The organism is Streptococcus sp. 2741, assembly GCF_013276315.1.
Taxonomy (GTDB): domain Bacteria; phylum Bacillota; class Bacilli; order Lactobacillales; family Streptococcaceae; genus Streptococcus; species Streptococcus pseudopneumoniae.
In genome coordinates, this window is the sequence record NZ_VMKU01000007.1 from 21,398 (window position 1) to 35,208 (window position 13,811).

The 13,811-nt window shown below is 43.8% G+C and carries 9 protein-coding genes; 1 reads left to right on the forward strand and 8 read right to left on the reverse strand.

What is annotated here, in order from left to right:
* Positions 1-79 precede the first annotated feature (79 nt).
* Positions 80-1,627, reverse strand: coding sequence for a bifunctional phosphoribosylaminoimidazolecarboxamide formyltransferase/IMP cyclohydrolase (gene purH, locus HT671_RS01160; protein ID WP_031222471.1), 1,548 nt, complete (start codon positions 1,625-1,627; stop codon positions 80-82).
* A gap of 118 nt (positions 1,628-1,745) precedes the next feature.
* Here purH and HT671_RS01165 point away from each other — a divergent pair, with 118 nt between their 5' ends.
* Complete coding sequence (locus HT671_RS01165) at positions 1,746-1,976, forward strand: hypothetical protein (protein WP_138703024.1); 231 nt, start codon at positions 1,746-1,748, stop codon at positions 1,974-1,976.
* A gap of 356 nt (positions 1,977-2,332) precedes the next feature.
* Here HT671_RS01165 and purN read toward each other — a convergent pair whose 3' ends face one another.
* The 7 genes from purN to comA form a co-directional block, all read right to left on the reverse strand.
* Positions 2,333-2,884 carry a phosphoribosylglycinamide formyltransferase gene (gene purN / locus HT671_RS01170; RefSeq protein ID WP_023938635.1) on the reverse strand — a complete coding sequence of 184 codons (552 nt, stop codon included), beginning with the start codon at positions 2,882-2,884 and terminating at the stop codon, positions 2,333-2,335.
* Positions 2,881-3,903, reverse strand: coding sequence for a phosphoribosylformylglycinamidine cyclo-ligase (gene purM, locus HT671_RS01175; protein WP_023938637.1), 1,023 nt, complete (start codon positions 3,901-3,903; stop codon positions 2,881-2,883). Before purM ends, purN begins: the two co-directional genes overlap by 4 nt.
* 38 nt (positions 3,904-3,941) lie before the next feature.
* The gene (gene purF, locus HT671_RS01180; protein WP_172923009.1) at positions 3,942-5,384 is read right to left on the reverse strand and encodes an amidophosphoribosyltransferase; all 1,443 of its coding nucleotides are present in this window, start codon (positions 5,382-5,384) and stop codon (positions 3,942-3,944) included.
* Between the two features lie 92 nt (positions 5,385-5,476).
* Positions 5,477-9,202, reverse strand: a complete 3,726-nt coding sequence (locus HT671_RS01185; RefSeq protein WP_172923010.1) for a phosphoribosylformylglycinamidine synthase — start codon at positions 9,200-9,202, stop codon at positions 5,477-5,479.
* Between the two features lie 56 nt (positions 9,203-9,258).
* Entirely contained in the window at positions 9,259-9,966 is a 708-nt protein-coding gene (purC, locus tag HT671_RS01190) for a phosphoribosylaminoimidazolesuccinocarboxamide synthase (RefSeq protein ID WP_050222965.1), read from the reverse strand.
* A 169-nt stretch (positions 9,967-10,135) separates the two neighbouring features.
* Complete coding sequence (gene comB, locus HT671_RS01195) at positions 10,136-11,485, reverse strand: competence pheromone export protein ComB (protein ID WP_023938644.1); 1,350 nt, start codon at positions 11,483-11,485, stop codon at positions 10,136-10,138.
* A gap of 12 nt (positions 11,486-11,497) precedes the next feature.
* Positions 11,498-13,651 (reverse strand): peptide cleavage/export ABC transporter ComA, encoded by a 2,154-nt coding sequence (gene comA / locus HT671_RS01200; protein ID WP_023938645.1) that lies wholly within the window; start codon positions 13,649-13,651, stop codon positions 11,498-11,500.
* Positions 13,652-13,811 lie beyond the last annotated feature (160 nt).

Consider the following 13,811-nt stretch of genomic DNA (forward strand, 5'->3'; position numbering starts at 1 on the left):
AAAAGTTCGTTTTAATCTTGTTCCAGTTAGCATTTTAAGCCAAAAAAGGAAAGAAACTGTTTTCTTCCCTTTAACGTTCTTAATGTCTAAAATGTCTCACACCTGTAAAGACCATTGTCAAGCCATATTTGTCAGCAGCTTCGATAGACTCTTGGTCACGGACGGATCCACCCGGCTGGATGATAGCCCTGATCCCTGCTTTGGCGATTTCTTCCACATTATCCGCAAATGGGAAGAAGGCATCCGAAGCAAGAACAGCGCCGTCAAGACGGTCTTTAGCTTGATCAATAGCGATGCGAACAGAAGCCACACGGTTAGTTTGACCCGGACCGACACCAAGTGTCATGTGGTCATTGGTTACGATGATACCGTTTGATTTGACGTACTTGATAGCTTTCCAAGCAAACTCAAGAGCAGTCGCTTCTGTCTCAGTTGGCTGGCGTTTGGTCACCACTTGCCAGTCAGCTGGGCTTTCTTTGACCACGTCTTGGTTTTGTACCAGAAGTCCACCGACAACACCTGTGTATTCTGCTTCCACTTCGCTAGCCTCTTGAGCATCAAATGGCAAGGCAAGGATACGCAAGTTTTTCTTTTTATTAGTCAAAATAGCTAGCGCTTCATCCGTATAACTTGGTGCGATGATGATTTCAAGGAAAACACCATGCATCTTCTCAGCTGTCGCAACATCCAACTCACGGTTGAGAACGACGATTCCACCGAAAATTGAGACTGGGTCAGACTCATAAGCATAGTCCCAAGCAGTCTCGATGTCGTCAGCTTGACCAATTCCACATGGATTCATATGTTTGAGAGCCACAACGGTTGGACGATCTTTGAAGTCACGGATGATACGAATGGCAGCATCCGCATCACGGATATTGTTAAAAGACAATTCCTTACCGTTGAGCTGTTTAGCGGATGCAATCGAGTAATCTGTCGGCAAAGCTTTTTGATAGAAATCGGCATCTTGTTGAGGATTTTCACCGTAACGCATTGGTTGCTTGAGGTCATAAGTCAAAGTGAGTTTTTCAGGCTTGCTTTCACCCACTTGAGCTGTGAAGTATTCTGCAATCAAGGCGTCATAAGCCGCTGTGTGACGAAATACTTTGGCTGCTAAACGTTGGCGAGTTTCATAAGAGGTTTCGCCGTTTGCTGCCAATTCGTCCAAAACCACAGCGTAGTCAGCAGGATCTACCACAACTGTAACACTGGCATGATTTTTCGCTGCTGAACGAAGCATAGACGGCCCACCAATATCGATATTTTCAACTGCATCAGCATAAGTCACATCTGGTTTAAGGATAGTTTCCTTAAATGGGTAAAGGTTGACCACCACAAGGTCAATGAGCTCAATCTTGTTGTCCTTAGCCGCTTCCAAGTGGCTATCCAAGTCACGACGAGCGAGAAGCCCTCCGTGGATATTTGGGTGGAGGGTCTTCACACGACCGTCCATCATTTCTGGGAAACCAGTCACATCATCGATAGCAATGGTATCCACCCCAGCATTATCAAGGGCAACCTTAGTTCCACCTGTTGAGATAATCTCCCAACCAAGTTTTTTGAGTTCTTGGGCAAATTCAACAATGCCCGCTTTGTCTGAGACGCTGATTAAGACGCGTTTAGTCATTATATTCTCCTTTTCCAAAACCATATATTTAACTTCGTATAAAATATCTATTAGATACACTTCTTTTGAAGCTTTACCCCATATGGGGTATTTAATAATATTTTTTATTCCACTATCTATGAAATTAATCAACCATACTATTATAGCTACGATTAAAATTAAACCCAAAAATGTTTCAACAGAAATAGCTGTCTCATCTGCAACAAATAATTTATTTAAAGCCAAAGTGATAAAAGCCGTTACCAAAATTATACCAACTATGCCTACCGACTTTACTAAACTTTCATACTTCTTAATTTTATTATCCTGTTTATCTGTCAAATCAGCTATTAACAACTTCACAGCATAACTAGCTTTTTCTCCATACATAAGAATCAATTCATACTTTATTTCTCTACATAGCTCTTCAAATTTATTAGGTTTTCCATCTGAAATTTTATCAAATTTTCGACTGAGATAAATAAAGCCCCCCAAAGAAAGTACAGTAAAAATAAGAGAAACTATTTTAACACACAAATCACCAAAATTCCAGAACCAAAGTACATAACTTGTCAACATTAGAATAATAAATACAATTAAGCTAACTAGAAATAAATTTCTAATTTTTATTACTTTAGGGTAAAATTGTTTTTCATACTCATTAAAAAAATATTCAAATTCTTTAACTTTATCTAGTAAAGTCTTAATAACTTTATTATTCAAAATTTACTTTCTCCTTAATTTCAAACTATCCAACACTTCCGGATACAACTTGTACTCTGCCTCATGGATGCGAGCTTCAAAGCTTTCTATGGTATCATCAGCCAGCCGTGGCACACGCACTTGTTTGATAATCTTCCCTGTATCTACACCTGAGTCCACCCAGTGAATGGTCACGCCACTCTCAGCAACACCAGCATTCCAAGCGTCCTCAATCCCATGAGCTCCTGGAAATTCTGGCAGGTAGGCTGGATGAATGTTGATGATTCGGCCTTCATAGGCTGCCAATAAGGTTGGCCCAACAATTTTCATGTAGCCTGCTAGACAAACCAAGTCAATCTGGTGCTCTTCCAAGAGTTCGACAAGGGCCGCTTCGTAGTCTGCCTTGTTCTCAAACTCCTTGAGTTCAAAAGCGTAGGATAGGACACCAAGCTTGTCTGCACGTTCGAGCACATAGGCGTCACGATGGTCTGAAAAGACAAACTCTACTGGAAATTGTTCCGCTATCACCTGAAAATTTGAGCCATTACCAGAGGCAAAAACTGCTATTTTTTTCATTTGATGATGACACTTTCGTTTTCTTTCTTGACGATACGACCAATTTCATAGACTGGTTCATTCAACAATTCCTTGATACGAGTTACATTTTCAGGGCTAACTGCCAGTATGAGCCCTACCCCCATATTGAAGATTTCAAACATTTCTTCATGTTTGATTTCACCGTATTTTTCAAGGGCTTTGAAAATTGGAAGCACTGGAACCTTGTCTTCCTCAATCTCAGCTGCTAAATCAGCTGCAAACATACGAGGGACATTCTCAATAAAGCCACCACCTGTGATATGGGCAATGCCGTTGACCAACTCTTCCTTGATGAGTGGCAAAACAGACTTGACATAGATACGAGTCGGCTCAAGCAAAACTTCCTTGAGTTGCTTGCCTTCCAATTCTGGCAGGACTTCCTCACCTGTGTAGTCTGCAAAGACACGACGGACGAGAGAGTAACCATTTGAGTGAATCCCACTTGAAGCGAGTCCGAGAAGAACATCACCTTTTGCCACCTTTGAACCGTCAATGATTTGAGATTTTTCAGCCACACCAACCGCAAATCCAGCCAAGTCGTAGTCATCTTCGCCGTACATGCCCGGCATTTCAGCCGTTTCCCCACCGATGAGGGCAGCACCAGCCTGCACACAACCTTCTGCCACACCAGCAACGACTTGCTCTAGCTTAGCTGGTTCATTCTTACCTGTCGCCACATAGTCGAGAAAATAGAGGGGTTCCGCACCTGCAGCGATGATATCGTTGACACACATGGCCACACAGTCCTGACCGATAGTATCGTGCTTGTCGTACTTGATAGCCAGCATGAGCTTGGTTCCGACACCATCCGTCCCTGAGATCAATACGGGCTCTTTGACACCTGTTTTTGAAAGATCAAACATGCCACCAAAGCCACCAAGAGCTCCAATGACACCTGCACGCTCCGTACGAGCCACGTGCTTTTTAATCCGTTCAACAACTTCATAACCCGCTTCAACATCCACACCAGATTGAGCGTACGCATTTTTATTTGCCATTTCTTTATTCCTTTTCTTTTATGGAGAATCTCAGTAACTCACTTGTAAAAACTGGTCTTTTCTTCCAAACTTCTACGATAGTCTTCTTCGTAGTCATAGAGAGGTGTTGGGTAGTCACCGTCAAAGTAAGCGACACAGAGACCACCATTTGGCGCATCCGTTTCAATCCCAATCGAATCAATCAACCCCTCAACAGAGAGGTAAGTCAGGCTGTCAGCTCCAATGATTTTGCGAGTTTCTTCAATCGTATGATTAGCCGCAATCAGCTCCTGACGGGTCTGGATATCAATCCCGTAGAAGCATGGATAAGCTAGCGCTGGACTGCCAATAGCAACGTGAACTTCAGTCGCACCTGCTTCTTTCAAAAGCTGAACGATACGACGAGAAGTTGTTCCACGTACAATAGAGTCATCAATCATAACCACACGCTTGCCTTTGACAACACCAGAAACTGCAGACAATTTCATCCGCACCCCTTGCTCCCGCAATTCTTGAGTCGGTTGGATAAAGGTACGTTGGGTGTATTGGTTCTTGATGAGGCCCATTTCATTTGGCAAACCAGATTCTTCCGCAAATCCCATGGCTGCGCTGAGGGAAGAATTGGGCACACCGACCACTATATCCGCCTCATGCTTGAATTCACGCGCCAATTGAGCACCCATACGTTTACGTGCCGTATGAACATTGACACCATGAATGTTAGAATCAGGGCGGGCAAAATAGATATACTCCATAGAACAGATTGCTAACTGAGTATCATCCGTATAGCTATCATACTGGATGCCCTTGTCATCAATGATCACAATCTCACCTGGCTTCAAATCACGAATCCATTCAGCACCAATAACCTCAAAAGCACAGGTTTCAGAGGAAACCACCACCGCTCCGTTGGCCATTTTCCCGATAGAAAGCGGACGGAAACCATTGGAATCAAGAGCCGCAATCAACTTATCTTCAAATAGCAAGATATAGGCAAAACCACCTTTAACTAGGCTGAGCGCCTCCTTGATTTTGCCCATCAGACTAGGATTGTGACTGCGACGAATGAGGTGAGCCAAGATTTCAGAGTCCGAAGTCGCGCTGAAAATTGCTCCTCTTTGTTCCAGTTCTTTCTTGAGAGAGGCTGCATTGGTCAGATTTCCATTATGAGCCAAACCAAACTGCATATCGTGAAAACGGAAGAGGAAGGGTTGGATGTTATCAACAGAAGCTTCGCCAGCAGTCGCATAACGCACATGCCCAATCGCACCAGCTCCTGTCAATTTATCCAAATTGGCTGGATTTCTGAAAACTTCTGATAAAAGCCCCATGTCACGATGGCGCTTCAGTTGTCCTTGATCATTGGAGAGGATTCCTGCCCCCTCCTGACCACGGTGTTGAAGACTGTGGAGTCCAAAATAGGTCAACTTAGCAGCATCTGGATGTCCCCAAATACCGAAAACACCACATTCTTCATTAAGAGATTTTACTTCGTATGTCATTTTTTATACCTAATTTTCATTTGTAATCATCAAGAGCTAGATTTACATGACTTTTACATTACTGATACTATCTATTAGAAAATCTGTAAGTCTTATTTTCCAGTGAAATGTTTAACCGCTGATGCGAACAGGTGTTGGTCTTTATTGCCTGGGATATTTTGGAAAAGACCATCCTCATAACGTTCTGAGTGGCCCATCTTACCGATGATTTGACCATTCTTGCTGGTAATTCCTTCGATGGCATGGACAGAACCATTCGGATTGTACTTAGAATCCATACTTGGTTTACCGTTAAAGTCAACGTATTGGCTGAAAATTTGACCATTGTCACGGAGCTCTGCAAATTCCTCAGCCGTCACGACAAACTTCCCTTCACCATGCGATACTGGGATAGCATGAATATTACCCACTTGCACTCCAGCCAACCATGGCGAGTTGGTATTGGCAATCCGAGTTTCCACCATCTTGGCCACGTGCTGGTTGGCATCATTGTAGAAGAGGGTTGGGCTCGTACTGCTGGCATCCTCGAAGTTCCCGTATGGAAGAAGACCTGATTTGACGAGGGCCTGGAATCCATTACAGATACCGATAATCAAGCCACCACGGGCGATAAAGCTATCAATAGCCGCACGCACTTTTTCATTAAGCAGGATATTGACGATAAACTTAGCTGAACCATCTGGTTCATCCGCAGCCGAGAATCCACCGGCAAAGAAGAGAATATTAGTCTTGTCGATATTGTCAACCATAGTTTCAACTGACTTGACAATAGCTTCTTCATTCAAGGTCACGAATGGCACCAAATTGACCTCTGCACCTTCTTTTTCGAAGGCCTTAGCTGAATCATATTCTGAGTTGGTTCCTGGAAAGACTGGGATGTAAACCACAGGTTTTTCAACCTTTTCTTTGGCTTTAATCACAACATCTGATACCACAGCTGGTACTTCTTCTAGTTCTTTCGCTTGGGTAAATTCTGTTGGGTAAACTTCTTCCAATGTCCCTTGAAATGCACTGTCAAGCTTGTGTCCATCTAGCTTCACACCGTTGACAGTCAGTGTAAAGTCTGCTTTCGTTTGTCCAATCTTCTCTACTCCAGCAATTTCTTCAGGAGATGTGAAGACAAATCCGCCCAATTGTGCTGTCAAAGAACTTTCAAGTTCAGGCAAGATTACCTCTGCACCGATATGATTTCCAAAAGTAGCAAGAGCCAAACTTTCAACTACACCACCGTATTTGACAGCTGATGCAGATGTCACTTTATTGTCAGCTTGGATGGCTTCAAACTGAGTAAAATTTTTCTTAATCAAGTCAAAATCAATCTCTGCAGAGAGGGCTTGACCTGGGATGTAGTAGATATTTTCCCCAACAGCTTTAAATTCTGGAGAGAGCACCTTACGGCTATCTGCCGTCGTCACCCCAAAGGCAACCAAGGTTGGCGGAACGGTCAATTCTTCAAAGGTACCAGACATGGAGTCCTTACCACCGATAGATGGCAAGCCAAGCTGAATTTGTGCTTCAATAGAACCTAGAAGAGCAGCTACTGGCTGACCGAAACGCTCTGCTTGTTTATCCATACGCTCGAAATACTCTTGGTAAGAGAAACGAGCCTTGGACCAGTTGGCACCAGCAGCCACCAAACGAGCAGTTGCTTCGATAACCGCATAAGCAGCACCGTGGTATGGAGACCATTCAGCTACATATGGGTTGAAACCTTGAGCAATGACCGACGCAGTATGAGTCACACCGTGTTGAACTGGCAATTTCTGCACAGATGCCTCAGTTGGTGTGAGTTGGTAACGACCACCAAGTGGGTGATTAACCGTTGAGCGTCCAACAGAGCAGTCAAAGATAGTCTGTAATCCTTTTTGACTTGCATGGTTGAGGTCAGATAGAACCGTAAGGGTATCTGATTCCAGTGTTTCAGCAGATGTTTGACGCTCTTCTGGGAGTTTGACATCCTTGTCCACAACTTTGGCATCGACAACCACGCGCACACCATTGGTGTCAAGGAAACGGCGTTCCAAGTCAACGATTGTCTCACCATTCCAGTGCATGACAAGATTTGGTTTTTCAGTTACTGTCGCCACCACAACAGCATCAATATTTTCTTTGTTACATTCGGCAACGAAGGTATCCACATCTTCAGGACGAACCACGACCGCCATCCGTTCTTGTGATTCAGAGATGGCAATTTCTGTACCATTCAAGCCCTGGTATTTAAGAGGCACCTTGTTGAGGTCGATTTCAAGACCGTCTGCCAATTCACCGATAGCCACACAGACACCGCCTGCCCCAAAGTCATTGGACTTCTTGATCAGACGAGTGACATTGCCATTACGGAAGAGGCGCTGAATCTTGCGTTCTTCGATGGCATTTCCTTTTTGAACCTCAGCACCAGCAGTCTCTACAGACTCAACTGTTTGAACCTTAGAAGACCCTGTCGCACCACCGACACCATCACGTCCAGTCTTACCACCGAGCAGGATAATGACATCCCCCGCTTCCGGTTTTTCACGGACTACATTTTCCTTAGGAGCAGCACCGACAACGGCACCCAACTCCATACGCTTAGCAACGAAGCCTGGGTGGAAGTATTCACGAACATAGGTCGTCGCAAGCCCAATTTGGTTACCATATGAAGAATAACCATGAGCCGCTGTTTTAGAAATGACTTGTTGTGGCAGCTTACCAGCACGCGTTTCAGAGATTGGTGCTGTAATATCACCTGCACCCGAGATACGCATAGCTTGGTAAACGTATGAACGTCCTGACAATGGGTCACGAATGGCTCCACCAATACAGGTAGCAGCCCCACCAAATGGCTCAATCTCAGTTGGGTGATTGTGGGTTTCGTTCTTGAACATTAGGAGCCATGGCTCTTTCACACCATCAACATCCACTTCGATTTCTACTGAGCAAGCATTGATTTCATCTGACACTTCCATATCATCCAAACGTCCATTGGCACGCTCATAACGACCGAAAATAGTAGCCATATCCATCAAGGTTTGTGGTTTTGCCGTACGTCCCAACTCATCACGCATGGCAATATACTTGTCATAGGTCGCCTGCAATTGCTTTTGGAATTTAGAAGCTGAAAAGTCGATGTGTTTCAACTCTGTCTCAAAAGTCGTATGACGGCAGTGGTCAGACCAGTAAGTGTCCAAAACCTTGAGTTCGGTCTCAGTTGGCACGCGCCCCATTGACTTAAAGTAGTCTTGGATAAAGAGCAAATCATCCACTTCCATGGCCATCCCTTGCTCAGCCTTGTAGCGAGCAAAGTCTTCTGCTGTATAGCTTTCAAAGAAAGTCAATTTGGGAATAGTCTTGTCTGACTCTGAAAATTCCTGCTTGGCAATCCCTACCGTGATGTCCTTGAAACGAGAATCAACTGGGTTGAGCAGATAGTTCTTGACCGCTTCCAACTCAGTCGCATCAATATCCTTATTGACTAAGTACAATTGTGCTGTATTAACCGTCACATCACTCGAACTTCCTAGTAAAAGCAAGGCTTCCTGTGAAGAAGCCGCACGCTGGTCAAACTGCCCTGGTAGGCTTTCAATCGCAAAGAAAGCATAGTTGGCAAGATCCGCCTGCACAGCCGCTTCATCCAAAACATGGTCTATCACCTGCTCAGAGAAAATGTGTTTCTCTGCAGGTGCAAACAGGTCCTCTGCCAAGTCAAATACATCATAAACTCGCACGATGCGAATACTTTTCAAAGTTGAAAGCCCCAAGTTGTGCTGGAGCTCTCTCACCAAACTCTCTGACTTGACCTGAAAATCAGCCTTTTTTTCAACAAAAATACGTTTATCCATCAATTCTTATTCCTTTATTTCAGCTCTTGCAATGTTTCCAAACAGCCTTGAGGTTGTTATTTCAATTCCTGCAACTTTTCCCAAACAATCTCGTAAACGTCTGTTAGTTCTCCCAATCCTCTACGGAAAACATCCTTATCCATGTGGTTGCCATCCGCATCCCACAAACGGCAGTTATCTGGTGAAAATTCATCTGCTAAGATAATCTTGCCATCCTTGTCAAAACCGAACTCTAGCTTAAAGTCAATCAACTTAAGCCCAATCTCAGCAAACCAGCCTTTCAAGAGTTCATTGATACGACGGGTTTCTTCCTTCAAGTAAGCAATCTGCTGGTCATCCGCAATCTTTAGGAATTTCACATGCTCGTCATTGATAAATGGATCATCCAAATCATCATTTTTATAGTAAAATTCAACAATCGGAGTATCCAAGGCGATACCTTCGTCTACGCCAAAACGTTTTGAAAAGGAACCAGCCGTGTAGTTGCGGAGCACGACTTCCAAAGGAATAATCTCAACCTTTTTATTGAGTTGTTCCGTGTCTGAAAGTTTCTCCACAAAGTGAGTCGCCACATCAGCCGCATTTAATTTCTCAAAAATAAAAGATGAAATCTGATTATTCAAGACTCCCTTACCTGCAATCTGCTCCTTCTTGACACCGTTGAAAGCAGTCGCCTGGTCCTTGTAAGTTGAAATAATAAGATTTTCATCTTCAGTTGTATAGATATCTTTAGCTTTTCCCGAATAGATCAACTGTTTTGACATTTTAAAGTTCGCCTTTCGTATTACTTGAGCACATTCTACCATAAAAAACCTAAAATTACAAGAATTTAACCGAATAAATAACATAGCACCCTCGAAAATCATAAAGAAAAAACTGCAAGAAGAATCTTTCTCACAGTTTTAAAATCATTTAACTCTGAAAATACGAACATTACTCTTTGTTCAAAAATTGATCTAAATAATAACGCAGGTAACTTTTCTTGCCCGTAATCATCTGTAGACGGCCTTCCACCCCGTACCGAAGTTTTTCAGCCTGCTCAGAAGTTAGATTAGTCTCCGCTTCAATTTTAAAGAAATTCCCTTTTTCAGTCTTGGTAGCTGTAGCATCTATGCTGGTAATAGTAGAATCTAGGAAAAGTTGATTCTTGGCATCATGAGTCGTAGTATAGCGAACAGAATCACCGACCTTGATTCTTGCTACATCTTTTGAACTTAGATAAGCTGTTAGCTTGGCTTTTCCTTCTTTTTCCAAGGATGGATAGAGTTGGGCTAGTAGGGTACCTTCTGCTACCATGGTAGAATCACTAGTCTCAGGATTAAGGTGAAGCACCCCATCCTCACTGGCCGTAATTTTCCCCTTGTCTAGAAGACTTCCCTGAACCTTCTTGCCTGACTCTGCTTCCAAGATTTTTTGGTCTAGAAGGGTCAATTCCTGACCAACCTTTGCCAAGTGTTGGGATTTGAGAGATTCCAATTGACTGCTTAAACCTGACGCATAGGCTTGCTGGGTACCTGAACCTGCATACTGGACACGGTAAGTAGCAAGACTAGATTCTAACTGAGAAAGCTGCGCTTCAACCTGCGCAACAGCCTGAGCCTTAGCTTGCGGATTTTCCTCGCCCTGAGACTTGTAGGACTGGTAGAGAGAGTAGGCTAGATTCTGACTGGCCAAGGAAGCACCTGTTTCCATAGCTGACTTAGCTGTCTGGTAATCGCGAATTTTAGCCTCTGTTTGACTGATGAGGTTGCCGATTTCGGCTTGGGTTTGGCTAGCTGCTGCATTCTGGGACGCGATGGTCTCATTTTGTTGCGATGTACTAGCCCTAAGACTGCCTGCTTGACTGATGTAGTCGCGAAAGGTGGCTTGGTAGCCAAACTTATCCTCCTCTGGAAAGTGGTTCTCCCCTTCTTGCAGGCTCTTTTGCAAATACTCCAATTGCTTTTTTTGATCCTTGAGCATATCCAACTGACTAGCATAGGCCTCCGCTTGGACACCCTCTGCCCCTTCCTGATATTGAACCAAGAGATCCCCCTTCTTAACCAGCTTATTTTCTTCCAAATGATTGACAAGAATACGATTGTTGCTAGTTGACTGGATATGTGCAAGGATACAACTAGGCTCGACAGTAGCTCTAGTAGACAAACTCATCTCCTTATCTGCAAATGTTGCAAATCCAAGTAAAAACACAAGCAGAAGGGACATGGGGACAATCACCCGACTGGAAAAATTATGGTAACGACGATTATAAAACTCCGCACTTTCTAAAAATTCTGGTTTCATCCTCTCCTCTTTCTAGCTATTGACCAAATGGGCGTAAAAGCCACCCTGTGCAAGCAAATCAGCATGCTTTCCTTCTTCAACAATCTTGCCCTGATCCAAGACAACAACCTTCTCTGTCCGCTCTGCAATGGTCAAGCGGTGGGCGATGAAAATCAAGGTCTTGTCTAAAGCCATGAGATTATCTACGATCCGCTTCTCTGTCAAAATATCCAAACTGCTGGTCGCCTCATCCAAAATCAAGACAGGTGCATCTGTCAAGAGAGCACGCGCCAGAGCGATTCTCTGCCGTTGACCACCTGAAATCCCTGCCCCATCCGAAGTCAATTCTGTCTGGTAATTCAGTGGCATGCGCTCGATATCCTCCCGAATCTCTGCCAATTCCACCGCCCGTAAGATATCCTCTTGAGTCGTCCCCTCCTTGGCTCCAAGGAGAAGATTCTCCAAAATCGTTCCGTTAAAGACATAGGGCTGTTGAGGCAGATAGTTGATGTACTGGCGCAGGGCTTTTTTATCAATCTGATTGAGATTGACACCACCCAGACTAATCTCTCCCTGACTTGGGTCGTAAAAATTAACCATCATCTTAGCCAAGGTCGTCTTACCTGACCCCGAAATCCCCACAAAAGCCACCTTAGAACCCTGCGGAATAGTCAAATTGATATCCGACAAGACATCTCGACCATAGCCATACTTATAGTAAACCTGCTTGAAAGTCATCTCTCCCTTCATCAAACTCAAATCCTCAACCGTTTTCTTCTCCTCAAACTCCGAGGCTACCAGATAGACCTCATTCAGACGGTTATTGGCAACCTGTGCTGTCTGAAGCTTGGTTTGCAGATTGATGATATTTTCCAAAGGATTGGTAAAGTAAACCAGCAAGGTATTATAGGTAATCAACTGCCCCAAACTCATCTTGCCATCCATGACCAGAACAGCCCCCATCCAGAGAATGCCGACATTGAGCAAGAGATGGCCAACTTTTTTCAGAGCCTTTTGCTGACTCTCTGCCCGACTATAGGTAAAGGATTTCTTCAGATAATCCACAAATTCCTTGTCAATCTTTTGATAACGTGAACTTTCACTAGTCAAGGACTTGATAGTCTCAATACCGTTGATGTCCTCAATGATAGAAGAAGACAGAACCGCATTGGCTTCCATGGTGTCCCGATTCATCTTTTCAAACGGCTTCATAAAGGCAAAGATAATCACTGTGTAGATAGGAAGTGCCAATAAAGTCATGAAAAAGAGATTGGTATTTTGTGAAAATAAAACAAGAGAAATAATGACAACTGTTGACACATCTAGGAAAATCGAAAGAATGGTCGAAGCCAGCGCATCGATGATACTATTAGCATCCGTGAAACGAGACACGATTTCCCCTGTCCGACGTGTCGCAAAAAAGGACATAGGCAGGTGAAAAACATGCTTGATATAGGACAAAATCACATCAATCGACAAGCGTTGCCCCAAAACAAGTAAGAGATACTCCTGAGCGTAAGACAAAATCTGCTGGAGAATATAGACGATAACCAGCCCAATAGAAATAATCCCAAGCGTCGAACGCATCTGATCTGGCACATAGGTATCAATGATAGACTGCATATAATAAGAACCCACAATGTTAATCAAGGTTACCAAGAGTGTTGCCAAAACGATATTGGCAATCAAGCCACGCTGCTTCACTAATATAGGGATAAAAGAGAGCAGACCATTCTTTTGTTCCTTATGAGGCTTGTAGTCTGGACTAGGTGCCATAAAAAGAGTCACTCCTGTCCATTCTTCCGCAAAACGCTCACGTGGCAGTTTGGTCAATTTCACCCCAGGATCTGGATCGGCAATATGAATGCTATCCTTATCCTGCCCAGTCACCACATAGTAGTGGAGCAATTTTCCTTCCTTAAGAACATGGGCAACAAAAGGAAAAGTCAAATCTGGCAAGTCAAAGAGCGTCATATCCGCCTTAATTGCTCGCGTCTCAAAACCAATTTCCTCTGCCACCTTGACCAAGCCCAAAGCCGTCGTCCCATCCATAGTCGTCTTAGCCAATTCTCGCAAGTGAGCCAAAGAATAATAACTACCATAGTAGCCAAAAACCATAGCTAATGAAGCTACACCGCAGTCCATCTGATCCACCTGCGGACGATAGTGACGTTTCCCAAATTTCATCTTCATCTCCTTTTTCCTAATACTCAATGAAAATCAAAGAGCAAACTAGGAAACTAGCCGCAGGCTGCTCAAAACACTGTTTTGAGGTTGTAGATAGGACTGACGAAGTCAGTCACATATATACGGCAAGGCGACGTTGACGTGGTTTGAATTTGATTTT

Bases quoted from the DNA above. Each gene is read 5' to 3' on its own strand.
- purH (WP_031222471.1), bottom strand. From the start codon at position 1,627: ATGACTAAACGCGTCTTAATCAGCGTCTCAGACAAAGCGGGCATTGTT.
- HT671_RS01165 (WP_138703024.1), top strand. From the start codon at position 1,746: ATGAAATTAATCAACCATACTATTATAGCTACGATTAAAATTAAACCC.
- purN (WP_023938635.1), bottom strand. From the start codon at position 2,884: ATGAAAAAAATAGCAGTTTTTGCCTCTGGTAATGGCTCAAATTTTCAG.
- purM (WP_023938637.1), bottom strand. From the start codon at position 3,903: ATGGCAAATAAAAATGCGTACGCTCAATCTGGTGTGGATGTTGAAGCG.
- purF (WP_172923009.1), bottom strand. From the start codon at position 5,384: ATGACATACGAAGTAAAATCTCTTAATGAAGAATGTGGTGTTTTCGGT.
- HT671_RS01185 (WP_172923010.1), bottom strand. From the start codon at position 9,202: ATGGATAAACGTATTTTTGTTGAAAAAAAGGCTGATTTTCAGGTCAAG.
- purC (WP_050222965.1), bottom strand. From the start codon at position 9,966: ATGTCAAAACAGTTGATCTATTCGGGAAAAGCTAAAGATATCTATACA.
- comB (WP_023938644.1), bottom strand. From the start codon at position 11,485: ATGAAACCAGAATTTTTAGAAAGTGCGGAGTTTTATAATCGTCGTTAC.
- comA (WP_023938645.1), bottom strand. From the start codon at position 13,651: ATGAAATTTGGGAAACGTCACTATCGTCCGCAGGTGGATCAGATGGAC.